General features: G+C 56.0%; 24 protein-coding genes. 20 read left to right on the forward strand and 4 right to left on the reverse strand.

Annotated elements, in window-relative coordinates; all coding sequences use genetic code 11:
* Positions 1 to 67: 67 nt before the first annotated feature.
* The 16 genes from GP475_RS09655 to GP475_RS09725 all read left to right on the forward strand — a co-directional run bounded on the left by GP475_RS09655 (position 68) and on the right by GP475_RS09725 (position 11,823).
* Entirely contained in the window at positions 68 to 409 is a 342-nt protein-coding gene (locus GP475_RS09655; RefSeq protein WP_187974182.1) for a hypothetical protein, read from the forward strand.
* Positions 345 to 1,787, forward strand: a complete 1,443-nt coding sequence (locus GP475_RS09660) for a terminase large subunit domain-containing protein (RefSeq protein WP_262485174.1) — start codon at positions 345 to 347, stop codon at positions 1,785 to 1,787. The genes GP475_RS09655 and GP475_RS09660 overlap by 65 nt, the downstream gene beginning before the upstream one ends.
* A 272-nt stretch (positions 1,788 to 2,059) precedes the next feature.
* Positions 2,060 to 3,091, forward strand: coding sequence for a phage portal protein (locus tag GP475_RS09670; RefSeq protein WP_223144652.1), 1,032 nt, complete (start codon positions 2,060 to 2,062; stop codon positions 3,089 to 3,091).
* Entirely contained in the window at positions 3,081 to 3,896 is an 816-nt protein-coding gene (locus GP475_RS09675) for a C39 family peptidase (RefSeq protein ID WP_187974185.1), read from the forward strand. The genes GP475_RS09670 and GP475_RS09675 overlap by 11 nt, the downstream gene beginning before the upstream one ends.
* A gap of 2 nt (positions 3,897 to 3,898) precedes the next feature.
* A complete protein-coding gene (locus tag GP475_RS12540) occupies positions 3,899 to 4,027 on the forward strand; it encodes a hypothetical protein (protein ID WP_262485175.1) in 129 nt (42 codons plus the stop codon).
* Positions 4,011 to 4,319 (forward strand): hypothetical protein, encoded by a 309-nt coding sequence (locus GP475_RS09680; RefSeq protein ID WP_187974186.1) that lies wholly within the window; start codon positions 4,011 to 4,013, stop codon positions 4,317 to 4,319. Before GP475_RS12540 ends, GP475_RS09680 begins: the two co-directional genes overlap by 17 nt.
* The gene (locus GP475_RS09685; protein WP_187974187.1) at positions 4,294 to 5,844 is read left to right on the forward strand and encodes an HK97 family phage prohead protease; all 1,551 of its coding nucleotides are present in this window, start codon (positions 4,294 to 4,296) and stop codon (positions 5,842 to 5,844) included. The genes GP475_RS09680 and GP475_RS09685 overlap by 26 nt, the downstream gene beginning before the upstream one ends.
* 9 nt (positions 5,845 to 5,853) lie before the next feature.
* The gene (locus tag GP475_RS09690) at positions 5,854 to 6,171 is read left to right on the forward strand and encodes a hypothetical protein (protein WP_187974188.1); all 318 of its coding nucleotides are present in this window, start codon (positions 5,854 to 5,856) and stop codon (positions 6,169 to 6,171) included.
* Positions 6,168 to 6,512 (forward strand): hypothetical protein, encoded by a 345-nt coding sequence (locus GP475_RS09695; protein ID WP_187974189.1) that lies wholly within the window; start codon positions 6,168 to 6,170, stop codon positions 6,510 to 6,512. The genes GP475_RS09690 and GP475_RS09695 overlap by 4 nt, the downstream gene beginning before the upstream one ends.
* An 8-nt stretch (positions 6,513 to 6,520) precedes the next feature.
* Positions 6,521 to 6,940, forward strand: a complete 420-nt coding sequence (locus GP475_RS09700; RefSeq protein WP_187974190.1) for a hypothetical protein — start codon at positions 6,521 to 6,523, stop codon at positions 6,938 to 6,940.
* A 3-nt stretch (positions 6,941 to 6,943) separates the two neighbouring features.
* Complete coding sequence (locus GP475_RS09705) at positions 6,944 to 7,336, forward strand: hypothetical protein (protein WP_187974191.1); 393 nt, start codon at positions 6,944 to 6,946, stop codon at positions 7,334 to 7,336.
* A gap of 2 nt (positions 7,337 to 7,338) precedes the next feature.
* On the forward strand, positions 7,339 to 7,599 hold the full coding sequence (locus GP475_RS09710) for a hypothetical protein (RefSeq protein WP_187974192.1): 261 nt from the start codon (positions 7,339 to 7,341) through the stop codon (positions 7,597 to 7,599).
* Positions 7,600 to 7,619: 20 nt separating this feature from the next.
* Positions 7,620 to 7,742 carry a hypothetical protein gene (locus tag GP475_RS12545; RefSeq protein WP_262485176.1) on the forward strand — a complete coding sequence of 41 codons (123 nt, stop codon included), beginning with the start codon at positions 7,620 to 7,622 and terminating at the stop codon, positions 7,740 to 7,742.
* Entirely contained in the window at positions 7,739 to 9,328 is a 1,590-nt protein-coding gene (locus tag GP475_RS09715) for a phage tail tape measure protein (RefSeq protein ID WP_187974193.1), read from the forward strand. The genes GP475_RS12545 and GP475_RS09715 overlap by 4 nt, the downstream gene beginning before the upstream one ends.
* The gene (locus tag GP475_RS09720; protein WP_187974194.1) at positions 9,319 to 10,848 is read left to right on the forward strand and encodes a hypothetical protein; all 1,530 of its coding nucleotides are present in this window, start codon (positions 9,319 to 9,321) and stop codon (positions 10,846 to 10,848) included. Before GP475_RS09715 ends, GP475_RS09720 begins: the two co-directional genes overlap by 10 nt.
* A 9-nt stretch (positions 10,849 to 10,857) precedes the next feature.
* Positions 10,858 to 11,823, forward strand: a complete 966-nt coding sequence (locus GP475_RS09725; protein WP_187974195.1) for a collagen-like domain-containing protein — start codon at positions 10,858 to 10,860, stop codon at positions 11,821 to 11,823.
* Here the strand turns inward: GP475_RS09725 and GP475_RS09730 are convergent.
* Positions 11,820 to 12,632: a tyrosine-type recombinase/integrase gene (locus GP475_RS09730; protein WP_262485177.1), complete on the reverse strand. Its 813-nt coding sequence runs from the start codon at positions 12,630 to 12,632 to the stop codon at positions 11,820 to 11,822. The two genes, GP475_RS09725 and GP475_RS09730, sit on opposite strands and share 4 nt — an antisense overlap.
* A gap of 395 nt (positions 12,633 to 13,027) precedes the next feature.
* On the opposite strand from GP475_RS09730, the gene GP475_RS09735 reads away from it, so the two are divergent.
* A complete protein-coding gene (locus GP475_RS09735; RefSeq protein ID WP_187974196.1) occupies positions 13,028 to 13,525 on the forward strand; it encodes a gluconokinase in 498 nt (165 codons plus the stop codon).
* Between the two features lie 19 nt (positions 13,526 to 13,544).
* Positions 13,545 to 14,084 (forward strand): isochorismatase family protein, encoded by a 540-nt coding sequence (locus GP475_RS09740; protein ID WP_187974197.1) that lies wholly within the window; start codon positions 13,545 to 13,547, stop codon positions 14,082 to 14,084.
* Between the two features lie 44 nt (positions 14,085 to 14,128).
* Here GP475_RS09740 and GP475_RS09745 read toward each other — a convergent pair whose 3' ends face one another.
* Positions 14,129 to 14,404 (reverse strand): DUF3618 domain-containing protein, encoded by a 276-nt coding sequence (locus tag GP475_RS09745; protein ID WP_187974198.1) that lies wholly within the window; start codon positions 14,402 to 14,404, stop codon positions 14,129 to 14,131.
* Positions 14,405 to 14,514: 110 nt separating this feature from the next.
* Here GP475_RS09745 and bcp point away from each other — a divergent pair, with 110 nt between their 5' ends.
* Both bcp and GP475_RS09755 read left to right on the forward strand, forming a co-directional pair.
* Positions 14,515 to 14,997: a thioredoxin-dependent thiol peroxidase gene (gene bcp, locus GP475_RS09750; RefSeq protein WP_187974199.1), complete on the forward strand. Its 483-nt coding sequence runs from the start codon at positions 14,515 to 14,517 to the stop codon at positions 14,995 to 14,997.
* Positions 14,994 to 15,623, forward strand: a complete 630-nt coding sequence (locus tag GP475_RS09755; RefSeq protein WP_187974200.1) for a TetR/AcrR family transcriptional regulator — start codon at positions 14,994 to 14,996, stop codon at positions 15,621 to 15,623. The genes bcp and GP475_RS09755 overlap by 4 nt, the downstream gene beginning before the upstream one ends.
* Here the strand turns inward: GP475_RS09755 and acpS are convergent.
* Complete coding sequence (gene acpS / locus GP475_RS09760; RefSeq protein ID WP_187974201.1) at positions 15,593 to 16,033, reverse strand: holo-ACP synthase AcpS; 441 nt, start codon at positions 16,031 to 16,033, stop codon at positions 15,593 to 15,595. The two genes, GP475_RS09755 and acpS, sit on opposite strands and share 31 nt — an antisense overlap.
* A complete protein-coding gene (locus tag GP475_RS09765; protein ID WP_187974202.1) occupies positions 16,026 to 24,947 on the reverse strand; it encodes a type I polyketide synthase in 8,922 nt (2,973 codons plus the stop codon). Before GP475_RS09765 ends, acpS begins: the two co-directional genes overlap by 8 nt.
* Positions 24,948 to 25,055 lie beyond the last annotated feature (108 nt).

A 25,055-nucleotide genomic window follows, 5' to 3' on the forward strand; every position in this document is an offset into this window, starting at 1 on the left:
CATTTTCGACCCGGCGGGGGGTATCCCCCACCCCCTACCCCCCTCTACTTTCCGGAAAGGAACCAAGATGAATCAGAACACTACCCCTCTTTTCGAGCTACCCGCTGACCCTCCCGGTCGGCATGAAAAACTATTGACCCGCGCTATCGAAGCGGCAGAAGAAACCGGCGTTATTGAAGAAATTGATAGCGCGATGATCTCGCTAGCCCTGGCTAACGCTCACGCGTTGGATAAGGCCGAGAAAATGAAGAACGGCCCCTATGCGATTAGCTCTATTACCGGCCCTTACCGCGAAGTCTTGACCTCTTTGCGGATGACCCCTGAGACGAGGAACAACGAAGCTAATGACGAACTCGCCCAAGCCCTCGCCGCTTTGGACACCGCCGCGCCTATCAACACCGAAGCCTAAACGCTCCAAAGGCCCAGCTATCGGGAAAGTAATGGCCTCGCTCGGGACCCCGCCGATGCCGTGGCAACAACACTGCCTCGACATCATCGGCGAAGTCGACGAGACCGGGGTGTATAGGTGGCCTATCGTGATTATCTCGGTGCCGAGGCAATCCGGGAAAACCACGATGACGATGGCCGTGGCTTTACACCGAATCCTGACCGGCCGTGGTCGGAAGGTCTGGCATACTGCACAAACCGGGCAAGACGCGCGGAGTAAATGGCTAGAGCTGGTCGATGTTGCGATGGCATCGTCATGGCGAAGCCTGCTCAAATCCAGGAAAACCAATGGGGCTGAAAGCCTGGAAATCCCCCGGCTGTTATCGAAGTTCTCACCTCACCCGCCGACGGAGGAATCACTGCATGGTGAGCAATCCGACTTGAACATCATCGATGAGGCATGGGCGTTTGATGACGCTCAGGGCGAGGCGCTCATGCAAGCTATTGTTCCTACCCAAAGCACGCGGGACGGTGCTCAAACGATCCTCGTCTCAACGATGGGTACAGCGAAGTCCACGTGGTTTCATGGGTTGGTTGATAAAGCCAGGGCCGGGGTAGAAGATATGGCCATCATTGAATGGGGAATCGGGCCAGACGATGACCCCACAGACCTAGACACTGTGGCCGCGTGCCATCCTGCTTATGGGCATACCGTGACCATGCGCGCGCTGCAACGCGCGGCTGCTCAGCTCGGGCCGGCTCAGTTCGCCCGCGCCTATGGCAACCGGCCTACCGGTTCCACAGAACGATTGATACCGACCGAGGCCTGGCAAACCGCCGCGTCAACGGACCCGATACCGGAAAACGAGCCGGTAGCGTTCGCCGCTGCTGTGGACTGGAACCGATCAGAAACCGCTATAGCCGCCGCTGCCGTGGTCGACGATATCCCGATGATTGAAATTGTCGATGTTCGCCCCGGTACGTCCTGGGCCGCGCCCCGGCTACGTCAACTCGCTGCTACGCATAAAGCCACCGCGATATGCGTGGATAACTTTGGTCCCTCGACCGCCCTGCATGATGAGCTCACCCGGGGTGGAACCGACGTGCTCCCCTTGAAAACCCGGGATGTGACCGGGGCGTGTGCCGAGTTCTACGACCGGGTGCTTGGTGATATTGATACCGACGGTATTAGGCACCCGAGAATTAAAATCCGCCCGAACCCGAACCTGGATATCGCCGCGGAAATCGTCACTCGCCGGAGAACCGGGGACGCCTGGGCATGGTCCAGGAGAGAAACTACCGGGTCAGCTGGGACTATTGCCCCGCTGGAAGCTGCCACCCTAGCGATGTTCGCTAGCCTCCACCAACCACCGCCGCCGGTAGAACCGGGGGTGTTCTAATGGTCAACGTCTCTATTGATACCGGTGATCTCGCTCATGTCGCCGTGTGCGAGTGCGGGTGGAGGGCTGTTGATACCACAAAAGCCGGCCTCTGGAAGCAAGTCGCTTACCACCTCAAACACTGCCACGGGGACTATACCGCCGCGTGGAATGCTCGGACTTTGTTTAGGAGGTACCAATGATGTCTGAGTATTGAGGAATCATCATGATCTATGAGCGCAATCGACAGACTACGCAAAACCCTACTCCGGACAGCACCCACACCCTCACACATGTCGGTTGCGCTCGCATCCCCGTGGGCACCACGCCCGAACCACCTTATCCCGGCTGATAGCTGGATCAGTGCCGACATTCTCGGACTCGACGCCCGGCCTGTGACCCGTGACCTAGCGATGAGCGTCCCTGCTCTCGCCCGCGCTAGGTCGTTGATCGTGACCACCATCGCCCGGCTACCGATCTACGCAACCAAAAACGGTGAACGCCTTGACGAGCAACCCCGCTGGATCGACCGGACCGACGGGCCGGTAAGCCCTTACCACAGGATGGTCACAACCTGCGACGATCTACTTTTCTACGGGTGGTCGTTGTGGGTTGTGAAACGTGATACCGATGGGTATGTTATCGCCGCTGACCGGGTTCCCATCAACTACTGGACCGTTGATAACGATGACAACCGAATCCTCATCAACGATCAACCCATCGATCAGCGAGAAGCCTGCCTCATCCAAGGCCCGAACGAGGGAATCCTCGCATTCGGTGCTGACACCATCTCGCACGCTCGCAGTGTGCTCGACGCGGTCAAGCGCGCGGCCGATACCCCCGCCGCTCAAATCGAGCTACACCAAACCAACGACGTCCCGATTACCGAAGAACGCGCCGCCGCGATTAGAGACCAATGGATCGCGGCCCGTAAAGGGAAAAACGGTGGTGTCGCGTTCACAACCGCCGGGCTGGAAGTGAAATCGCATGGGCAACCCGCAACCGATCTACTCATCGACGGGCGAAACGCCGCCGCTATCGACATCGCCCGGTTATGCGGAATCCCGGCCACCATGGTCGACGCCGTGCTATCCGGTAGCTCGCTGAGCTATTCCAACCCGTCAACCCGGCTGGCTGAGTTGGTCGCCTTTGGCCTCTCGCCGTTTATGGCCGCTATCGCCGGCCGGCTCGGTATGGACGACATCGTGTCGCGTGGTGTCCGAATCGAGTTCGACACCGCGGAAACCCTCGCCCCGACCGGAACATTCAACGTCCCCGACGATCAAACCCCGCAACCAACACCTGAGGAAACCAATGGCTACTGAGAAAGTTTTGACCTATTCCCGAGACCAAGTAACCCAAGACACGTTCTATAACTGTGGGCCGGCATCCGCGCAAACCGTGATCCGCGCGGCAACCGGTCGGGTCATCCCCGAATCGACCCTAGCTAGTGCTATGGGGACCACGGTCAACGGAACGAATGATATTGCCAACATCCAACCCGTGCTGAACACCTATGTTCCTGAGGGCAAATGGGAGCGTCAGTACATCAAAGGCGACGACGCTTCGAATAAGGAACGTGAAACTCTTTGGCAACGGGTGAGAATCTCTATTGACGCCGGATACGGGTGTATCGCTAATATCATCGCACCACCGTCGAACTATCCACGCCCCACCTACACATCTAGCGTCCAACCACGCTATTCAGGTGGAACCGTGTACCACTACATCGCCCTCATGGGATACGCCCTTGACGGATCAGGAAACCGTCACATCTGGGTAGCTGACTCCGGTTTCTACCCCTATGGCTACTGGTGCTCACTAGAACAAATGGCGTCTCTTATCGCTGGTAAAGGCTACATTTACTCAACCGCGCCCACTGTTTATACCGAACCATCCGAGGAGGAAGCAATGTCTCAAATGTCAGAACAAATCGGCCGTATCTACCACGAGCTAACCCATACTTTCCAGACCCGGTACAAGATCGGCGACAAGCTCGCCGAGTACCGCGACACCATGATCGGCTACGTCCTCAACAACGACGAAAAGCTCACCCGGCTTATGGACGACCGGCTCCCAAACATTGAAAAGAAACTCGACGACATTCTCAAGGCCCTCAAGGAGAAATAACCATGACATTCCTTGGAGCCCTAGGGATCGTGCTGATGATAGCGGTAACGGTAATCATCTCCGTGATTATCGGAGGCCTTATCACCGTGAGACTGATAACGGAACTCTTCGACTATGGAAGAAAGACCTAGAAAAGAATCAACCCAAGAACGACACCCCCGCCGAGCGATGGCCCGCTCCCTGATCGCGGCCATCGTCGGTTTCATCCCCTTAATCCCTGAAATAGTCCGAGCTTACGGCCTGGACTCAATTCCCTGGATCGCTACCGCCGCCGCCCTCTGCGCCACCACAGCCCGAATCATGGTCATGCCCCCAGTCGTGAAATGGTGCGAAACCTATGTTCCCTGGATCGCTCCAAGTGGCTACGACGGTCTACACAGAAAGGACCTTGGTCAAGATGGAAACCTTGACGATCAAGACTAACCCGCAATTAACCGCCGCGGACACCCATGAACCCGAACGACGCCGGATTAAAGGCCTGGTCTTACCGTGGGGCAAAATCGGTAACTCGTCAAGCGGTCGCGTCGTCGCATCCCGAGGAAAAATCACGATCCCCGCCGATCTCGGCCGAGTAAAGCTCTTGCGCGACCACTCCGACAACCCTCACGGGTTCCAGCCGGTCGGCTACGCAGTCAAAGCCGAAGAACGAGACGACGGGTTGTACATGGAGTTCTCGGTCGGCGAAGGACCGGACGGTGACCAAGCATTGAAAGATGTGCAAGGCCGGGTCCGTGACGCACTCTCCGTGGAACTTATCGACGTGCACATGGAGGGCCAAAACATCACCGCCGCTCAACTCACCGCCGTTGCTTTGGTCCCAATCCCCGCGTTCGAAGACGCTAGGGTCAGCGAAGTTAAAGCGTCACTTGACGTTAATAATGGCATGTCCGCTATTGCTAACCGGCTAAAAGCCGCCGCCGGAACAGTAAGCGAATGCGCTGACCAACTCAACCCCGCTATTGAAAAGGACAACCCTGCTATGGATACCAAACCATCCCCGGCAACTGATAAGACCAACGCTGCCCGTGTCAGCGAGCTATTAACCTGCAACCGTTCCAAGCCAGAACCCCTGACCTTTGCTAAAGCGATGGATGTTATGCGTATGGTTCGCAACCACGAGCCACTAGACGATAGTCTTACCGCCGCGTTGCAAGACATCACCCGGTCGGCTAACCCGGCTATCTCTGCACCACAATGGCTCGGTGAGCTGTGGAGCGGTGTCGGGTTCCAGCGTGAAATTGTCCCGTTGATGACTCAAGGCACCCTAACGAGGATGAAAGCGGTAGGGTTCCGGTGGACTAAGAAACCGAAGGTCCAGGACTACGCCGGTGACAAGGCTGAGATACCGAGTTCCCCGGTCGCTACCGAAGCGGTCGAAACCGTCGCGAAGCGTCTAGCAACCGGTAACGATATCGACCGCGCCTATTATGACTTCAACGAATCCGAGTTCATCGAGGCGTATATGCGCGCTTGTGCTGAGTCGTACGCCATGGTTACTGATGAAAAAGCCGCCGCGTTCATTAAGACCTCTGCTGCTGGTAATAAGAAGCCAGCAGAACCAAACCTGCTCCATGCTGCGGGTAAGGCCCGCCAAGTTATCAAGGCTGGCACCCGCGTCGAGCCGTCCGCGTTCCTCGTCCATAGTGACGACATGTTCGAGCTGCTCAAGATCACCACAATGGACAACCCGGCTTATCTTGACCTGATCGGCGTTGATCCTAAGAAGTTCATCGCAAGCGACCAAGCTAAGAAAGGCTCAGTCATCGCCTGGGCGAAACCGGCCGTGACGTTCTACGAGCTCCCCGGCTCCCCAATCCGGGTTATTGCTGAAGATATCGCCCGTGGTGGCCGTGACTCCGCCGTGTTCGGATACTGGGCAACCTTGCTCAATAACCAAGCCGGAGTCGTCGAGGTACCGATCACCCCCGCCCCTGGGCCTGCCGCGTAAGGAATCATCATGGCTGAAAACGGTGTAACCCCGGACATGGTGGCACAACAACTCAACCTCGATACCCGGGATATTGACTACGGGCTACGAAGCTGCGTTTCCGCCGTGAACGCGCTGATTAACCGGTGGGTCGATCCGGATATTAGGAACGATCCGGCAACGATCCACGGGGGAACCATGCTCGCCGCCCGCCTCTACCGGCGACGGAATTCCCCCGCCGGTGTCGAATCCTTCGGTGAGCTAGGCCCGGTCTACGTCAGTAGAAACGACCCCGACCTGGCAATGACCCTTGGCCTGGGGAACTATCGGAAGATCGTCGTCGCATGATTACACCACGCCTCAATGATCTCGTCGCTTTACTCCGGGAAACCGGCATACGGGCCGATATCGACCCGAGGAATCTTCAACCCCCGTGTGCGTGGGTAGCTGCGAAAAGAATCCCAGACTGGACCATGTGCCAACCCGAGATCACCGCCGACATTGTACTCATCGCGCCCGACAACGGTGTACCTCATGCGCTCGACGCCCTCGAAAACATGCTGACAAGCGTCGTGGACACGCTTGCGACCGAGGGCCACCCGATTAGTGACGTGTCGTTATCTGACACGGTGACTCTCTCGGGAATCGGGTCCCCTCTACCCGCGTTCACTATCGAAACCACAATATAGGAGACATCATGCCCGCTAAGTACTACTCGCTAGGCCCTGGAACCTTAAAACTCGGAGAAACCGGGACCGGCCTAGACCTATCCTGTCAGGTCAAATCCGCTAAGGTCACCTGGGACAACGACAAAGACGACGATATCTACACCCTCTGTGGCGATACCGTCCCCGGTGAAACCACCTACTCGGCGAAACTCGAACTCACCGCGCTACAAGACCTCTCCACGGGTGGAATCATCGAATACACCTGGAAAAACAAGGGAACCAAAGTCAAAGTCGTCTATGTGCCGAACACCGCCCAAGGCGCCAAGGTGGAAGGAGAAGTCATCATACAGCCCTGCGATGTTGGTGGTGATGTCCGCTCCAAACCGGAAACCGACCTCGAACTACCCTTTGTCGGTGAACCGTCGTTCACCCCGCAATCCGCCGGGTAAACGATGTACACGGGCCTAAAGCTAGACGGGGGTAGAGAACTACGCTCTACCCTGCGTAAAGCCGGATACGATCTCAAAGACCTGAAAGCAACCCATAGACAAGCTGCTGCTGTCGTCGTCAGCCGGGCTAAAGGGTGGGTTCCCCGCGTCAGTGGGAACCTTGCCGCAACGATTAGGCCCGGTGCAACACAACGCGCCGCTGTGGTCCGTGCTGGTAATAACCGCACATCGAAAAGCGGTGTACCCTACGCCGCCCCGATCCACTGGGGGTGGAAAGCACGCAATATCAAAGCTAACCCGTTTTTGTCGTACTCAGCTCAAGCCACCGAACCGACCTGGGTTCGACTCTATGAACAAGCCGTCGATAAAGCCCTCGACCAAGTAAAAGGAATTTAACAATGGAAGTTAACGTCACCTGGAAAGACGGAAAGCAAGAAACCCTCAACATCATTAACCCGGACCGGGTGAGGTTCGATCTGACCCGCCCTCGGCAAGGTTGGCCGAAGTTCGACGAAGCGCCGTTTATCGGTCTTACGTTCCTAGCGTGGAGTGCCGCTAAACGTGGTGGCTATGAGGGAACCTGGGAACAATTCTCCGAGGTCGATGCGCTGGATATCGAGGCAGTGAAAGAAGATGGTGATGACATTATCGCCCCTTAGAACGCGGGACCACGGCCCGCATGGTCCTCGAAATCGCTGCCGCGTGGCCGTGCGACCCGCTAACCCTACTCGAAGCCGATGACATCATCATCGCCACCATGATCGACATTCTCGAAGAGCGTGCAAGGGAAATGAAAAAATGAGTAAAACCGCTATTCTAGCCGTCCGTATCATCGGCGACTCTAAGGCCGCTGTCGCCGAGTTCGATAAGTTCAATCGAAAAATAGCGTCTATGCACGACTCGGTGAAGTCCGCTGCGACGAAAATGTCGATCATATCCGCCGGGGTGATCGCGTTCGGGAAATCCGCTATCGACGCCGCCTCCGATCTTGAACAATCAGTCGGCGCGGTGCACTCGGTATTTAAAGACTCCGCTGACCAAATGCTGCAATGGTCGAATAACGCGGCCACCGCCGTCGGGTTATCCAAGAATCAATACAACGAGTTCGCAACCGTTATCGGCTCCCAGCTGAAAAACCTCGGAATACCTATGGCCGAGGTAGGAACTAAAACGAACGACCTCATTAAGTTAGGGGCCGATCTTGCGTCTATGTACGGAGGCACCACCGCTGACGCGGTGCAAGCCCTATCCGCTGTATTCCGTGGAGAAACAGACCCTATCGAACGCTACGGTATCTCGATTAAACAATCAGACGTCAATGCCCGGATGGCCGCTGAGGGGCTGGACCAACTCGAAGGTGAAGCGAAAAAGCAAGCCGAGACCCAAACCCGCATGAAAATGGTCATGGAACAAGCCGCCGACGCTATCGGCAACTTTTCCAGAGAGACCGACACCGTCGCGCATAAACAGCAAGTCGCCCGTGCTGAGTTCGAAAACGCTAAAGCCGCTATCGGTGAGGGCCTGCTACCCGTGGTCGCTGAAATCACCGACAAGTTCGCCGGGTTAGCGCAATGGCTAGGACAACACCCCCAACTAGCCACCGCTTTTGCTTTCGCAATCCTGTTTGTGACCGGTGTTCTGTGGACATTATCCGGTGCTCTTAGAGCTGTGGAATTAGCCACCGCCGCGTGGGCCGGTGCTCAATGGCTGCTCAACTCCGCCCTGCTACCCGTAATCGGAACAATCGGACTCATTATCCTCGTTATCGGCCTGGTCGCCGCCGCTTTCATCTGGGCATACAACAATTGCGCCTGGTTTAGGGCCGGTGTTGACGAAGCCGCGTCGTTCGCCGTTGAAAAATTCCAAGAGTTCAAAGACAAGATCAACGAGGTTATCGTTGATATCGCCCGGCTTATCCAAAAATCAGGAGGTATCGGCCCCGCTATCTCCCAAGCCGCCGGGGAGGCTATCCTCTGGTTTATCAAAATGGCTAACCCGGTCTACAACCTCATCAGGGCTATAGGCGCTCTGATCGGGAAAATAGCGGGTATAAGGTTCCCGTCGCCGCCGGCGTGGATGGCTAAATTCTTATCGGCCGCGCCACCCGCCCTCACCGGTGTCCCCGATAGCGGGACGGTGTTCCGTTTCTACCCGCCGGACGTGCTCACCGCCGCATATAACCCACTAGCAACCCTGTTCAACGGGTTCACCGCACATAACGCTACCCCGGTGATGAACGTTGATAACAGTGTGCATATCAACGTCGACGGTTCCGGTGTCGTCGACGAACGCGCGGTTGCTGAGCGGATACGCCGGGTCATGGTGTCTGATAGTCGTGTCCGAGGGCTTAGCGTCGCGTCGACCGGGGGTCGTGCATCATGGCAATAGAACCCCGGCCCGTGTTCTTTATCGACGGGAAACAGATCGACTGCTCGACCAAGCAAATCAACGACGCCCCGGTTTCGATACGCGGCTTTACCGTGAAATGGGGCCGCTCGGAATATGCGAGCTCAGCACAATCGCCAGCGAGTGTTGATGTCCATATGATCGACTCGACCGGTGAATGGTCCCGCCGTATCCGTGAAAACCGGGCAATCGGTTCCAAAGTGATGGTCCGGTGGATCATCCTGAAGTCGCCCGACGTGCCGGAGCAAATTGAGCGGGTTCTTTTCCGTGGACGGGTCCAAAAAGCAACCGCTAAGCCCCTAAAGTCATTTTCGCCCGAGGGTGTGCGCCGCTGGGAAATCATTCTTACCTGCGCGGATCGCACCGCCGAAATGGGCAACGCGACCGCCGGCCCGGCTGACTGGCCGAGAGAAACCATGCTCGATAGAGCCGTTCGGGTCCGTGATCTCGGCACGGTCGCCGGATCAGACATTAAAGAAGTCTACTTCGCCCCGGAATGGGCCCGCTATCAATGTGCCCCGCTGAAAGTCGAGAATAAGACCGCCCTATCGCTCATGGCCGATCTGTACACCTCAATAGCCGCTGACACCTACACCTACGACCCGCACTCGAACGTTGTTCGGCAAGCTATCCGGTTCAGTCAGCCTATGACAATCCATCTCGGAAGCTTCGATAACGATAGAGGCGGGGTCTACCCCGTCCCGTCCGACATCGTCTACGACGGAAAAACATACCCCGGTGTATCGTTAGGCGCCTGCGAATTAATCGGCGAGCCGGAAGTCGTCGCCGACCCGGCAACCGATATTAACCGGCTGGAATGTACCTGGGACGATCAATCAACCGGGCACCAAACCTACACAACGGTCAAGGAGAACATAAACCCCGGTGACTCACGCCGCGTCCTCTCGTGGAACTCATGGTATGACGACGGGTACATTATCGACCCGCTAATAGACGCCGTATGGAACCGGCAACGCGAAGAAGGTCGCCGGCCGAGACACCCCGATATTAAAACGTTCTGGTCGAAAACGTTCCCAACCTTGCGCATGGCCGAGTGGGTACTACAAGCCTGGGAAAATACCCGACCGGCCTATATAGCTGGATCAATGGCCTATGAATGGCTACTAGGCGACCAACCCGGCTACGCGCCTATCGTCGCACCCCTAGGTGGAGAAACTACCTATAACCCTAAGAAAGGGTGGCAAGTCGTTTTCCATGTGCACTGGATACACAACACCACCCCGACCCCGCCGCCGGTCACCTGGCAAGGCATCCGGCAAAAGAAAACCACGACCACCACACCAACCGCGCCGTGGTGGTGGGCTTTAATCGGGAAACAACCCACGCCGGTCACCGTCGGAGAATACACCCCGGATCGTGACCTGACATGGGGGCATGTTGCCGAGAAAGCCGGCTACCGGTTCGGGAACTCCGTCACCTGGGGAGACATGAAGCATGTACCCAATGATGACGGGGCTCAAATCCAAGACCACCTCACATAGGAGAAAACCATGCCGCTTTATACACCGAACTATAAAATCCCTTACCCCACCACGGGAGACCCGATCTGGCAAGGTGCTATCCAAATGGAGGCTCTAGCCAAGAAGGTCGATGAGACCATGAAAACCGTGAACGGGACCCCTGGTTCACCCGGTCCGCGTGGTGAGCAAGGCCCGCCCGGTGACCCGGGTCCACGGGGCGAACCCGGACCTAAAGGTGATCCCGGAAAAGACGGGACCGGGTTTACTTTAAAGGGAACCCAACCCGATGCCGCGTCGATCAAGAAACTGTCCGGGAAACCCGGGGACGCCTATATGGCATTAGACACCAAAGACGTTTACGTGTATTCCGGTACTGAGTGGATATCGGTCGGGCAAATAACCGGCCCCGCCGGGCCACCCGGTGAGCCCGGTAAACAAGGCGACCCCGGGCCACGGGGTGAGCAAGGCCTCCAAGGACCGCAAGGGCCTAAAGGTGAGCAAGGCCCCCAAGGACCGCAAGGGCCTAAAGGTCTTGACGCTGATCCTGTCCCGGGGTGGAAAACCACGGGTATCACATTCTCAGACAACGGGACAATTAACCTTGGGACCGGGAGTAGTAGCTATTACAAATGGCGCATAGACCGGGGAGTTTTCCAGCTGTACTTCACTATCCGGTTCGGCCGGAACGCTAGCTCGGCCGGTGGGCCGCTTAAGCTCACGCTACCTACTCGACCGGCTACCGGTATCGAAGCGGTAGGCGCCGGATCGTACTGGTCAACCGGGGGCAACTTCGGTATGGTCATCAGCCCTATCGTCACCCCCGGCTCTAACATATGTAATTTCCTCGTCCATAAATCCGGTGGTGACGATACCCAAGACCTGTTCCGAATCTGGGACGGTCGATCCGGTATCGGCTCGGGTATCCCCGCTAATCCCGGCTACACCCTGGACCAAGACGGATCAAGCATTAAAGGCTATCTCTCGTTCCCCGTCTAGGCTGAGACTTTCCATGCAGCACACGCGGCGGCACGAACGTCCCGGTCGCATGTCGCCGTGTAAATCTGGGTAGTAGCGATACTGGCATGACCTAATAGTGCTTGCACCGCTCTAAGGTCGTGCCCGCCCTCCATATAAGCGATACTCGCGAACCGGTGCCTCAGCATATGCGGGGTTACTCCCTCGGGTAACACCCGGCCTACAAGCTTTCCCAACCATCCGGGGCTAATATGCCCGTCATCGTAGCCAGGGAATAAATACCCACCCGTCGCACTAATCCGTCTCGCTAGCCCTGGTAGGCACGGAACCCGGCGAACATGCCCTCCCTTACCCTTAACCCGGATCATCCAACCCCGCCCTACCGGCTCAACATCACTCGCTTTAACCCGCGCGACTTCGGCCCGCCGTAACCCCGTGGTAGCCATAAGCTCTATCGCTAACCTTATCTTCGGGTCAGCCGCCGCTAAAGCGTCCGATATCACCGCGTCCGCTGCTGGTCTAGGAACCGCTCGCGGCCTGGAAATCCTAGGAAGGTTCGTAGCCGGGTTATCCGCTATCACCCTCGTGTCCACTAAGAACGTGAAAAAGCCTTTCACTGACGCCGCCGCGCACGCCCGCGCGTCTGGGCCCCAACCACCGCTCGCAAGCCACCTGATGACATCGGCCCGCTCGATAAGCTCTACCGGCTTACCAATCGACACGAGACACCGCCGGGCATAAGACATCCTCATCGCTATAGTCCCCGGAGAACGGCCCGCTGCTACTAGCTCGTCTTTCCATTGATCTAAGAGAACTGAAAATGTGCTCATGATCATAAATTTAAGCGGCGTGTCTACCCCTGTTTTAATCCCATGTATGTTATTAGCATCCATCGAAACGGCCTGCCTATGCGACTAATAAAAGTAAATCAGTGGGTTCGGGGTTCGAGTCCCTGATGGCGCACTCACTACCCCGTCGGGACTATTCCCCGCGGGGGTTTCGCCTGTTTATTGGCCTCAGTGTAGCAAGGGAAACCACGTGGATATGTATTTCCGTTACTGACCACTCTCGAAAACATCTATCGCAAGGCGCCCCGCGGGATAACAAAAACTAGATACAGTGTCCGCTCACCGTTGTTCCTGCCACCCATGTTGCTGTGACGTCACTCTTTTCAAGACGCGGTTAGAATTTATATCGTGTCTTTTTTAGGAGGTTGGACCACGTCATGCATGCCGTCGTAATGGGGGTTTCAAGTTGCGGAAAGTCCACGGTCGGAGCGCTTCTAGCCCACGAGCTAGGGGTTCCCTTCAAAGATGGGGATGAACTTCACCCGGCGTCGAACATTTCTAAAATGTCCTCTGGAGTGCCGCTCACAGATGAGGACCGCTGGCCCTGGTTGGGGCTTATCGGCCAGTGGCTCGCCGAACACCACGAGGGTGGGGTCATTGCTTGTTCGGCTCTCAAACGCAGCTATCGGGACCGGATTCGAGAAGCCGCCCCGGATACAGTTTTCATCCACCTCCATGGTTCTAAGGAACTCATGGCAAAGCGCATGGCTGCGCGACCCGGACATTTCATGCCGGAAAGTCTTTTAAACTCCCAATTTGAGACTTTAGAACCCCTGTCTCATGAAGAGCGGGGACGAGTTTTTGATGTCGCTGATCCGCCAATTCAGATTGCTCACGACGCAGCTTCCTGGTTGGAATCTTCCACGAAAGAATAGATAGTAAGGCTACAACACCATGGCACAAGCACTGATCATTGTGGATGTTCAACATGATTTCTGCCCGGGAGGGGCGTTAGCTACCGATCAAGGCGATGAGGTCGCCCACCGAATCGGAGAACTCCAACTTTCTCCAGCAGTTGCCGACTATGACTACGTGGTCACTACCCAGGATTGGCACATTGATCCAGACGATCATTTTGATACCTGGCCGGTGCACTGCGAAGCTGATTCTCCCGGCGCGCAACTCCACCCAGCTATTCAGCAGGATAAGATCAGCGCGCGCTTTTATAAGGGACAGCACTCGGCTGCCTATTCAGGTTTCGAGGGCAGCAATGAGGCTGGCCAGCTCCTCGCAGAGTGGCTACGCGACCGTGGGGTCTCCCACTTAGATATTTGCGGGATTGCTACCCATTACTGTGTTCGCGCCACAGTGCTGGATGCTCTCAAGGAGGGTTTCCAGGTTCGGGTGCTGCGAGATCTATGTTCTGCGGTGAACGAGGACACCGGTAAGACAGCTCTCCAGGAAATGCAGAAAGCCGGCGCTAGTCTTGGCTAGTCGCCGGACTCTGAGGAGCTAAGTTACGCTCATTTCTCAACTTCTTAGCGCTGCGAGAGCAGCCGCTGGATTTCCTTGAGATCTTTGTTCTTCTTCCGGGAACGAACCACAGCCAGAACAATTCCCCCGATCACAACGGCACCAATTCCGGCCAGAATCTTTTGTACGGTGGGGTCTTGTAGTTTCTCGCTAGCTCCACGCTTGGCGTCATCTACGAGGTTCTGGGGGCGGCTCCGGTCAGCTAGTTCATCGAGGGTGCTAGCTAGCTGACGGCGGGTGCGCTCAATATCGCGCTGAATATCATCGATGCTGCGTGCCACGAAATCTTCTCCCTGATTTTTCTTCTATTTTCGGGCGACGGTGCGTACCGCCATATTTCAGTTCCTTTATCTTAACGCAGATCCTCTCCGTCCCGGCTATCCTGGGGCGTATGACTGAGCACAAGCGACTAAACGTCGGCGATCCAGCGCCCGATTTCACGCTGCCCAACCACGAGGGTAAGAACGTTTCACTGGGCGAGTTATTGGCAGGACATGCCCGATTGGTGCTGTATTTTTACCCACGAGCTAATACCCCTGGGTGCACCAAAGAAGCATGTGATTTCCGCGATAATTTAGCCGAGCTCAGTGATGCTGGTGTCGCAGTCGTCGGGATTTCTCCTGATCAACCCGAGAAATTAGCTGCTTTTCGTGACAAGTTCTCCCTTCCCTTCCCGTTGCTTTCTGATCCCGAGCATCGCACGCTGAGCGACTATGGCGCCTGGGGAGAGAAGAAAAACTATGGTCGGGTCACCGAAGGGGTAATCCGCTCAACATTTGTTATTGGGTCCGACGCCCACCTTGAATTAGCGCAATACAATGTGCGGGCTACAGGGCATGTCGCGCGATTGATCCGGAATTTACCTCAGGGATGAGCCAGATCGAACCTCGAATCCTCCAGCCGCGGCGACGCCCTGTCCAGCAGCGCAGCCGAGAGAAGTACTCTCGGCTCCTCAGTGCCGCCAGAGAAGTGCTGGTAGAACAAGGATTTGAGTCTTTCACATTTGATGAAGTAGCGCGACGCGCTGAAGTTCCGATTGGGACTCTCTATCAATATTTCGCCAATAAATACGTCCTCATTTGTGAATTGGAACGAGAAGACACCGGAGCCATTATCGCGGAACTGCAGAAATTCTCTGCTCGGATCCCGGCCCCTCAGTGGCCCGAGCTTCTAGCGAATTTTATTGATCACCTCGCTTCAGTATGGCAAGCTGACCGGTCTCGCCGCGCAGTCTGGCACGCCATGCAATCGACCCCCACTACTCGCGCCACCGCTACTGCAATCGAAAAGCCTCTATTAGAGATTATCGCCAACGTCCTGCGCCCGCTCCTGGTCGGAAATACCCGCATTGACCGCCAAGAACTAGCAGGTTTCCTCGTTCATACGGTGACTTCGTTACTGAATTATGCCGTCGGAGATCACCGTGATGTACAGCACACCGTGGAGGAAACCAAGCGCATGTTGGTTTCCTACCTGTTTGCCGTAGCGACCGCCTCATAGTGCCATTGGCAATAAGCCATCGCGTAATCCCCATCGTGGCTAATGGACAAGGCAAACTGGGGATCTCCCAGGGAGCGCCTTATCGCCGTCGCTACATCCCCGATGGGGGAAATCTGAACCCTTCCCCATCGATCCGGACGCACCTCTATCTGTCGGAACGGAATATCGGCTTCACTCATCAATGGGGCTAATCCGTAGCGAGCTTGGGACCAGGCTTTGATAAAAGCTTCTTTCGCAGCCCAGCGACCGGCCAGGTGCTCAGTCCGTGCCTCGGGGGTCCGGTAGCCTCGAGCTATTCGCCGTTCGAGGGGGGTAAAAACCTGCAGAAAAGTAGAACCTGGTTGTTCTAGTTGTTCCCGGAAAGCCGGGATGAAAACCAGGTCTACTCCCACGCTCACGTGGTTAGGCATCCGCTACCCCAGGTCGTAGCACTCCATCAACGAGACGGGCCTGCTCATCTAAGAGCACGGCAGCTTCGCGTTCCTTGGCGGCATCACCGGAGGCACCGAGATTACGGTCTACGGGTCGTCGATACAGCGTCGCACCGTACATACCCTCTTCAATAATCCGGGTTCCAGCGATGGTCCGACGCTCTGATTCCTGTTGCCAAGCACGGGCCGCTTCCGCCCCTACCTGGTTTTCCACAGCTACTCGGAAAGCCTCAGGGTGGACCAAGGCAATCAAGGCTGAGACGTGGCCGAAGCCGAGGGAGGTCACTAAACCAGCTTTGGGGGGTTGCTGGCTTAAGTTGAGCGGGGTCCGAAGCCACACGAGGTGAGGATTCTTGCGGAGTACCGGGTCAACACAGTCCAGCGATCTATTCGCCGGCACGACTCCGCTGCGGAGCACTTGGCTAAGCCCGATCATCTGGAATGCCGCGGCGCCACCTTTAGCGTGACCGGTCAGAGTCTTCTGGGAAATGACATACAAAGGATTGCCAGCACTGCGTCCCATAGCCGCTGCGATCCGCTCATGAAGATCCGACTCATTTGGATCATTCGCATTAGTGGACGTGTCATGCTTCGACACGATAGAGATGTCGTCGGGTGTCACACCCACGGCTTCAAGGGAGCTAGCCAAGCGTGATTGTTGTCCTCCGCGGGCAGCCGATAGCGCACCTAAGCCAGGAGCTGGGATGGATGTGTGTGCCCCATCGGCGAAGGATTCAGCGAAGGCCACCACGCCCAGGACCGGTAGTCCGAGCTCGAGGGCAGTGCTTCCGCGGGCTAACAAGATGGTGCCGCCACCCTCGGATTCCACGAAACCAGCACGACGACGGTCATTAGCTCGAGAGAAATGACGGTGATCTATTCCCTTTGCTTCCAGCTCACCAGAATCAGCCGTCGCAGCCATGTCTCCGAAGCCGGTGATTCCTTCGATGGAAAGATCATCCAAACCGCCGGTGACAACAACATCAGCCTTACCTAGTCGGACCTTATCGACGCCTTCTTCCACCGAGACTGCCGCCGTGGCGCAGGCTGCGACGGGGTGAATCATCTGCCCATAACCGCCGACGTAGGACTGCATCACGTGGGCAGCAACCACATTGGGCAGAGCCTCTTGGAGGATGTCATTGGGACGAGGTTGAGCCAAAAGGCCGTCGATATACAGGGATCGCATGGATTCTACCCCGCCCATACCGGTGCCTTGGGTCGAAGATACTCGGGCCGGGTGAACTTTCGCCAACAGCTCAGCTGGGGAGAACCCAGAGGCTAAGAAAGCCTCAACCGTACACACGATATTCCACAACGCCAACCGATCCAGATTGTCAATCATATCTGCTGGGATGCCATAGACTGCCGGGTCAAAGCCCTCCGGAATTTGTCCACCCACAAACCGGGACATCCGCACCCGACGGGGAACCTGGATAGCAGCACCAGATTGGCGCACCACCTGCCATTCACCATCATCACCAACAGGATAGATAAGGGTATGGTCCGGATCCGCAGTCACGTAGCTTTGTGCGGTTTCTCTATCGGGGACCATAAACGACAGATCCTCATCCAGATAAATGGTAGACAGCTCCGGAGCAAGATTATCCACCATGTGGAAATCATCATGGTAACGGCGAACACCACAGCGAGCTAGAACTTCATCATGGAAGCGCTCGTGGATATCAGATTCTTCTATCTCATTTCCATCGGAATCAACCCAGCCGTTATCCCACTGGATAAGCCCCATGGACCAGGCCAATTCTACGACGCCGGCGGCGGACAGCTCCTCGGATAGTTCTGCTTCCCATCGGGTCCGGGAAGAACCCCACGGACCTAACTCGCCAGCACCAACAATGACCACCATGTCTTCTAGCGGTTGGGTGATGTGTCCGAAAGTCGGAACCGGTGCGGTGAAAGCACGACGTGGGCTGGGTAGCGCTTTGATGCGTCGCTCATTATCCTCGGCCGGCTCAGAAGTTTCTGAGGCTTGTTGCACCTCTCTAGCAAGTTCAGCCAGGTTGATATCTGCCTGGTCTAAACCTCCGGTGAAATTAACCACCTGCGGCTCAGCAGCCGCCGCAGTCTTCACCTCAGGCGATGCTTGAGCAATGAGACGCTCAGCAATCTCCGTCGGACTATAAGTCTCTACCCCACGGTTTTCTACCAACGCCACAAGACGATCATTTTGGGCCATTAGACCCGTGCCACGAACCCAACCAATAAGAGCATGAACCAAGGTGGTGCGCTGACCCCATGGCTCGGCGTGCCACCGGGTGATCAAAGCATCAAGGGCGGCCTTTGATTCGCCATAAGCACCGTCACCACCAAAACGCCCTCGGTTCGGGGAACCTGGCAGCACCACGTGCAGCCGGTGTCCGACGTGGGTGTCCTGCCCGAGCCGGGACAGCCCCGCCACAAGACGCTCCACCGACCACAACAGTAACCGCATCTGGGTTTCCGCAGCAGAACCAGCATCATCAACAGTTCCTGATACCCGCGGCGCAGCGAAGGGGAACAAAATAGTAGGAACTAAGGCTGGCTTGATGACTTGGCTAGCGCCCCCAACGGTGGCAGTCTGCTCAGATCCCACCCAGTCACACAACGCATCCAGATCACTATAAGAACTAAGATTAGCCGGAACCACCCACAATTTCGCCTGGGCTCGGGCATGATCAGCATAAAGCTGCTTATAGAAAGCCAAGCGCGCAGGAGACAAGTTAGATGTGGTAGCTACGACCGTCGCACCACCATGGAGCAATTCCGCAACAATAGCAGCAGCAATAGAATCCGGGGAGGCGCCGGTAACTACCGCAACTTCCCCAGCATGAGCTAAAGGCTCAGTGCGTCGAGCACGTTCCGCTGCGGACTCAAATCCAAAGAACTCAGCTTGTTGGGCAACTTCCTCACCCGCACCGTACAGGTCGAGACTGTCCGGATCGATTTCTCCGATGAAAGCACGCGAGAGCTTTTCTCGGGCTACTGCCCAGAAATCATCCAGCAAAACTGCACGCTGGGGATCGAAACTCGGGGCCACCAAGCGCAACCAGTCAGAGCCCAGCTCCCGGCTGACGAGTTCTAGAGCTTGGGCATCACTGTCATCGTTATCCTCGATGGAGGGCGGTGTATCCAGACCCAACTTACCGAGGATGGTGCGAGCCGTTGCCGCCAAGACACCGGTTTCCCCTGTCACGTGCTCAGCGAAATCACCCAAAGCTGCTGCGTCAACGACACCGCCGCCGGTACCCCCAGCAGCAGGAAGCTCCACCGCGATGCCATGACGCTGGCCCACTGCTTTGACAGCCTCGTCAATGAGCGATTCAAGGTCACTTGCCGACCCAGGACTTACCGTACTCAACGTGGCAAGATCTCCACCCCGAATACTGGCGCCCTCCCGGGCACCGAGCACAATTTCGGCAGTGGTGTGATGCACCCAGCCCTCACCGAGTTGCCATGCATCTCTCACCCGATCCCCAATGGCGGAGGCTTTCTTACCTGTCGGGCCAGTAATCCTCCGTAGGGCATCAGCAACAGAATCCGAAAGAACGGGGCCGAAGGGCTGGTAACCGCGGGCCATTCCGCCAACTGTCTGATAGAGATCAGATAATTCAGCGTCAGCGGCACCATCAATGGCACCCAAACCGAATTCCACGCCCAGATCCAAAAGCAACTGATTACGTCGAGAAGAAACACCCTCAACCAACGTTTCGATGGAATCCGCTGCACCCATTTGATCCGGCCGTACCTTTGTCCACAGCGCAATCAACATGGCGGTGGCATCGGCTGGAGTAAAGGGAAGATCTGCGGGGCGCTCGGTCGAGGCCGACGAGGAAGCAACAGGCTCGACGGTCGCTGCCGGGGCGGAAGCGGTGCTCTCCGTTGTCTCCTCCACCGCTGGAGCAGTCTCCGCTGGTTCATCCTCGATGGAGGAATTCCGCTCGCGGATGTCTTCATCCTCGGCAAAGACCACGGCCCGATCCCGCTCCACGTTGAGCACCTCTATCGACGTTCCTTGGTGCTGTGGCAGCACAACCGTCTGAGCCATCAAGTTGGCCAACGTTGGGGCGGAGCCGACACCAACCTCAACAAAGCGTTGGATCTGAAGCTCATCACACATGATGTCTTGGGTTTCAATCCAGCGCACTGGGGAAGCAAACTGCCAGGCCAGCAACTCAATCAGCAGAGTGCGAGCTAATTCTGTATCGGTGGCGGGGGTGAGTTTGCCGGCGAGCAGATCCGAAATAATCGGAGAATCAATAACCTCGTCCATAGCTTCGATGAAGCTGCGCTCCAAACTGAACGGGCGAGCCACCAGATTAGGAATATAGCGGCCGAGAAGGACGTCGGCCTCAAAATCATGAGGGATCAACGCATCAAGATGGGCCCGGAAATCATCAACCCCATCACGCAAATGCGAGGAGTGGAACGGAACATCAATTCCCGGAATCATGATTAACGCCCGGTTACCCGGAGCCCGCTTCTCAACATCCTCCGCCAGAGCTTTCAAACCTGCTAAGGTCCCAGCAACCGCGTATTGGCGACCGGCCAAATTATGATTCACGATCTCCAAGAACTCGCCGCTGCTGTGAGCGATGTTCTCCACATACCCAAACACTTCATCGGCGCTGACACCCATCTTGTGCGGACGCAAGGCAGCCAACCCATAATTGGAATGACCATTCTCGTCTCTCTCGACAAGGCGGTGCATCGTTAGACCACGCCGATACACAATCTCCACCACGTTTTCTAAGGACAGAACCCCAGAATATGCAGCGAGGGCATTGTATTCACCGACCGAATGGCCAGCAAACCACGCCTGCGTATCGAGAACCCCAGCTTCTTTCATCTCAGCGATTTGCGCCACACCCAAAGTGGCCATAGCGACCTGAGTGAATTGAGTGAGGAATAGCACCCCGTCAGGATGGAAGAATCTCTCTCCATCGACGACAACCTCACGGGGATTATTCTGCACGATGTCCAGGACCGAGAACCCAAGCCGAGAGCGCGTATGGGAATCTGCGCGATCCCATACTTGACGCGCCGCAGCAGAAGACTGACGCGAGGCCATCCCCATCCCCTGGGACTGGATCCCCTGGCCTGGGAAAGCATAGAACGTACGCGGAGCAGCCATCACCGCCGTCGCACTCAGGACAGTTTCTCCATCGACGATGGCACTGACGCTACGCACTTCACCACGACCAGGGCGATTATCAATACCTGTGCGTTCTACCACGAACTCAACCTCAGCTCCTGGAGCAACCGGGGCCAGCATCGTGGCAGTGTATTCACATAGTTTCGCCCCATCGTAAGTAGCAGCGAGCTCCCCGAGAGCGGAGGTCCACATGCCATGCACAATGACATCTTCAAGACCAGCTAGGCGAGCAGCGGCTTGAGAAACATGCAAGGGGTTTCGATCTCCAGAGGCAATAGCAAAAGGCCTCATGGACAGAGGAGCTGACACCGTGAGCTCATTGCGGAAACTACGGGGCGTATCAATAACGCTAGGAAGCGCGGAAGTGTTAGTACGCGCCGTCTTATTCCCATTCCGTCCGCGGATCGCAAAACGCTCGGAAAGTTGAGCCACCGGCTGATTATCGGCGGTAATGTGGGCGCGCACCACCACAATCCGACCGATATCGGTATCAGTGACCTCGTCGCAAGTTGCTGTGATGTCAAGTTCGGTATCAGGACTTGGCAAACTATCTGCCTGCATCTTCAGGTGATGCTCAAGATGCACCAAAGACAACATGCCTTCTACGACAAGATCACTATCGTGGTCAGGAACCCGCGCATCTGCAACAGCAGCGAAAACAGCCGGCCACGCCGCACCAACCAAAACATCGGGCACCAAAGTGTGAGAAGTTCCAGTAACTCCCGCGGTGGCTTGGACATAGTCTTTCACCCTGCTTGTACCAAGAGTGGTTGACCAAGTTGCTTTCCCATCGTGGATAGGAGCTAACTGCCCGCCCGCCGCGATTTCAGTAAGCTGAGTCATCGCCTGCTCTGCGTCAGCAGCAGTGACCTGCGGGCTAAGCGCATTGTCGCGCTCCGGCAGAGTGATGCGCACGACCAATTGCGCTTGATCCGCCAGCGGAACTGAAAGCTGGACATGCCGGTTATCCTGCGTCACCAACTCTGCGCCGAAGGGAAGACTGGCCCGGTGACCATCCGAGCTAAGTTCCCATTGGTCGCGTGGCGCAATTCGCTCGACCAAGGATGTCTGATAACGACCAGCCCACACCGTGCCATGGGCGTTGAGGACACGGACCACTGGTGTTCGCTCCTCAACTCGTCCTTCACCACCAACGCGACGCACAGCTGCCGCCTCATAACGCCCCAGCAAATCTGCTACTGGTTCATTAGCTTTTTCAATGGCATCGACCGCAGCGATCCCTGGGATAATACACACCTGGTCTGCGTCATAGCGATCATCGTGGGCCTGCCACAAAGAGTCCTGCCGGAACCAACGTCGTACTTCCCCATCGATGATGGGGACGAAGGGAGCAGGTTTACCCGGGCGATCAAGCAAGGCAAGGAACCAGGACCGATCAGCCGGATGCAAAGTCGTATCAGCTGCATCCGGGTAATGCTGCAGTAGCTGAGAAATATATTCAGAAGGCTCGACGTCACTACTGGCCTCAATGAGGGCGGTTATCTCCCCTCTGTCTGTAGTAGACAGACGTGCCTCAGCCCGAGATAGCATCTCTTCGAACCGTTGGAACCAGGTGACATCCACCCAGGGGAAGCACAACTCAACATAACGTTCCAACCATTGTTGATAGGTCATGTCGCGAAGTTCGCCAAAAAATGGTTTCGCAGTATGAGATAGAGCTTCAATGATTTCGTCTCGCCGAGCAGCTACAGCTTCGACATCACCGGCCACCGAATCCAAGAGGCGACCAGCGCGAGCAAAGGAGTTGTTGATCTCGTAGAGGTCCGCACCCAATTGAGACAAACCGGAGGCCATATCTCCTTCGCCGCTTCCAGATGCGACCCATCCACTCAGCCCTTTGGTCTTTACTAAGGCCTCTTTCACCGATGGAGAAGCAGTAGACTCTGCGGTCGCCATTGCGGCTGTTCCCACGAGAATGCCATCCACAGGCATGTGAGGATATCCGTGGCGATTGGACCACTCGCCACTTAGATATTCAGCTGCGTGCTCTGGACCCCGCAATCCACCGCCAACAGCCAAAATAATGTTATCCCGTCGGCGAGTCTCGCCATAGGTCGCTAACAGAAGTTCATCCAAATCTTCCCACGAATGGTGCCCACCTGCTTTCCCACCTTCAACTTGCATTAACAGGGGAATTGATGGCACTTCATCGGCGATGGAGAGCACCTGACGGATTTGCTGAACAGTACCCGGCTTAAACGATATCCACGAAAAACCAGCATCACGAAGGTTATTAATTAACTCTACTGCCTCAGTTAATGGAGGCACTCCCGCAGAAACCACTACGCCATTAAACGGCACACCATTTGCGCGAGCACGTGGGACCATCCTTCGGCCTTCAATGTGCATACGCCATTGGGCCGGATTGAGGTACATTGCGTTGAACTGCGCGGTAGCTCCCGGCACCAAGAGTTCTTTGAGCCGCTCCACATTCTCGTCGAGAATTTCCGGAGTCACTTGCCCACCGCCAGCTAATTCTGCCCAATAACCAGCGTTTGCCGCAGCCGCAACAATAGCAGGATCCACCGTTGATGGGGTCATACCTGGCAGCATGACCGGAGAGAACCCAGTCAACTTAGTAAACCGTGTTTCCAGCACTGCCTTCCCATCGCGAATCACTACTTCCGGCAGATAGTCGGAATATTTCTGAGGCAGCTCAGGTGCTTTTCCAGCATCAAAGAGTGCTTCTTGTCCCTCATCAGTACCAAGAGCAAGCGTGCCTACCCCTAATCCTGCAACTAAATCACGCGTTAGTTTATTGACGCCAGTTCCCGGCCCTAGGTCTAGAATCCATTCAGCCTTTTTCGCGAGTTCTGCCACATCAGCTGGCCAATCAACCGGTGTCACCATAATCGCACGTGCGAGCTTCTCGGCGATATCCACGTTGACGCCACACTCACGTGCCCACTTAATAACCTCGACAACTGCATCTTCATGGCTAGGAACATGGAAGCCTACCGAAATAGGCAAATCAGCAATTTTCGGAGAAAACGGAGCTCCTCCCTTAAGTTTTTGCTGCGCTAATTTCTGCTCTCTGGTAGCCCGTTTTTCTAAAGCAGACCGTATTTTGCTTAATTGTTCCGGCTGGCCTGTCAACACCCAAGAATCCCGACCATTCTTGAGCGAAATAGCTACTGGCACGGACCGTTCAATATCAAGACCCGAGATTAGGTTTTCCAAATCGTCACGGTTAGCCCCAGACACACTGAGCATCGGGGAATTTTCACCATCGTCGATTAACCCTAACCATTGAGAATTTCGGGTTACTGCAGCTCCAATCAGAATCGCGACTACCAGAGAATCCGTAGCATCAAGTTTTCCTTCTGCATAAGCAGCACCAATCACTCCCTGGGAATGTCCTGCTACCGCCACTGGCTCAGGGACACCCTGTTGGCGAAGAGAATCAACCACTGCAATATTTGCCAAAGTAATACCGGGTACTGAAACTGCAGCTGCCTTTAGCCAATCGGCATTCTCATCTACAGATTCATCATTCATCCATTTGATCGGGAAGAATCCACGGGGCTGAGTTAGCTCAACCTCGTCAGCAATTAGCGAAAGCTTTCTTTCTGCTTCCTTTATCGCCGATGCCAAGGCTGGAGTGATCCCGGCATTGCGGAGTGTACTTAGCCAGTTCACCCCTTGACCAGCAAATACCCATGCAGTATCCCCGATGGTATCTACCAGGCGGTCTCCCTGGATGACCCGTGTTTCGCTCATTATGCAGTCGCTCCTGTCGATCCATGACAAACGGCAGGCTGGTGCCCGCCGTCTCGTGAGTGAACACTATGCCACACAATATGAGGATTCCATCATGTTTTAGACGTG

Origin of the sequence: Corynebacterium poyangense, assembly GCF_014522205.1 — a bacterium.
Lineage (GTDB): Bacteria > Actinomycetota > Actinomycetes > Mycobacteriales > Mycobacteriaceae > Corynebacterium > Corynebacterium poyangense.

Coding starts and splice junctions, on each gene's coding strand:
- GP475_RS09695 (WP_187974189.1), top strand. CDS start 6,168: ATGATTACACCACGCCTCAATGATCTCGTCGCTTTACTCCGGGAAACC.
- GP475_RS09705 (WP_187974191.1), top strand. CDS start 6,944: ATGTACACGGGCCTAAAGCTAGACGGGGGTAGAGAACTACGCTCTACC.
- GP475_RS09700 (WP_187974190.1), top strand. CDS start 6,521: ATGCCCGCTAAGTACTACTCGCTAGGCCCTGGAACCTTAAAACTCGGA.
- GP475_RS09710 (WP_187974192.1), top strand. CDS start 7,339: ATGGAAGTTAACGTCACCTGGAAAGACGGAAAGCAAGAAACCCTCAAC.
- GP475_RS12540 (WP_262485175.1), top strand. CDS start 3,899: ATGACATTCCTTGGAGCCCTAGGGATCGTGCTGATGATAGCGGTAACG.
- GP475_RS09715 (WP_187974193.1), top strand. CDS start 7,739: ATGAGTAAAACCGCTATTCTAGCCGTCCGTATCATCGGCGACTCTAAG.
- GP475_RS09735 (WP_187974196.1), top strand. CDS start 13,028: ATGCATGCCGTCGTAATGGGGGTTTCAAGTTGCGGAAAGTCCACGGTC.
- acpS (WP_187974201.1), bottom strand. CDS start 16,033: ATGCCTAACCACGTGAGCGTGGGAGTAGACCTGGTTTTCATCCCGGCT.
- GP475_RS09740 (WP_187974197.1), top strand. CDS start 13,545: ATGGCACAAGCACTGATCATTGTGGATGTTCAACATGATTTCTGCCCG.
- GP475_RS09675 (WP_187974185.1), top strand. CDS start 3,081: ATGGCTACTGAGAAAGTTTTGACCTATTCCCGAGACCAAGTAACCCAA.
- GP475_RS09690 (WP_187974188.1), top strand. CDS start 5,854: ATGGCTGAAAACGGTGTAACCCCGGACATGGTGGCACAACAACTCAAC.
- GP475_RS09765 (WP_187974202.1), bottom strand. CDS start 24,947: ATGAGCGAAACACGGGTCATCCAGGGAGACCGCCTGGTAGATACCATC.
- GP475_RS09730 (WP_262485177.1), bottom strand. CDS start 12,632: ATGAGCACATTTTCAGTTCTCTTAGATCAATGGAAAGACGAGCTAGTA.
- GP475_RS09660 (WP_262485174.1), top strand. CDS start 345: ATGACGAACTCGCCCAAGCCCTCGCCGCTTTGGACACCGCCGCGCCTA.
- GP475_RS09670 (WP_223144652.1), top strand. CDS start 2,060: ATGTCGGTTGCGCTCGCATCCCCGTGGGCACCACGCCCGAACCACCTT.
- GP475_RS09680 (WP_187974186.1), top strand. CDS start 4,011: ATGGAAGAAAGACCTAGAAAAGAATCAACCCAAGAACGACACCCCCGC.
- GP475_RS09655 (WP_187974182.1), top strand. CDS start 68: ATGAATCAGAACACTACCCCTCTTTTCGAGCTACCCGCTGACCCTCCC.
- GP475_RS09755 (WP_187974200.1), top strand. CDS start 14,994: ATGAGCCAGATCGAACCTCGAATCCTCCAGCCGCGGCGACGCCCTGTC.
- GP475_RS12545 (WP_262485176.1), top strand. CDS start 7,620: ATGGTCCTCGAAATCGCTGCCGCGTGGCCGTGCGACCCGCTAACCCTA.
- bcp (WP_187974199.1), top strand. CDS start 14,515: ATGACTGAGCACAAGCGACTAAACGTCGGCGATCCAGCGCCCGATTTC.
- GP475_RS09725 (WP_187974195.1), top strand. CDS start 10,858: ATGCCGCTTTATACACCGAACTATAAAATCCCTTACCCCACCACGGGA.
- GP475_RS09685 (WP_187974187.1), top strand. CDS start 4,294: ATGGAAACCTTGACGATCAAGACTAACCCGCAATTAACCGCCGCGGAC.
- GP475_RS09720 (WP_187974194.1), top strand. CDS start 9,319: ATGGCAATAGAACCCCGGCCCGTGTTCTTTATCGACGGGAAACAGATC.